At 55.2% G+C, this 281-nt stretch carries 1 tRNA gene and 1 rRNA gene; both read left to right on the forward strand.

Features of this window, described 5'->3' with window-relative positions:
• The first annotated feature begins 86 nt into the window (after positions 1-86).
• Positions 87-162, forward strand: a tRNA-Thr gene (locus tag OGX95_RS00035).
• Positions 163-200: 38 nt separating this feature from the next.
• Positions 201-281, forward strand: a 5S ribosomal RNA gene (gene rrf / locus OGX95_RS00040); the annotation flags it as partial.

Genomic DNA, 281 nt, shown 5'->3' on the forward strand with positions numbered 1-281 from the left:
CTCAGAAGTGAAACGCCGTAGCGCCGATGGTAGTGTGGGGTCTCCCCATGCGAGAGTAGGGAACTGCCAGGCATCAAATTTAGTGTGCTGATATGGCTCAGTTGGTAGAGCGCACCCTTGGTAAGGGTGAGGTCCCCAGTTCGACTCTGGGTATCAGCACCAGTTTTTAGGTTAAAGTTCGGCGCGTAGAAAAGAATTTGTCTGGCGGCTGTAGCGCGGTGGTCCCACCTGACCCCATGCCGAACTCAGAAGTGAAACGCCGTAGCGCCGATGGTAGTGTG

It is taken from the genome of Citrobacter sp. Cu233 (assembly GCF_030332225.1).
Classification (GTDB): domain Bacteria; phylum Pseudomonadota; class Gammaproteobacteria; order Enterobacterales; family Enterobacteriaceae; genus Citrobacter.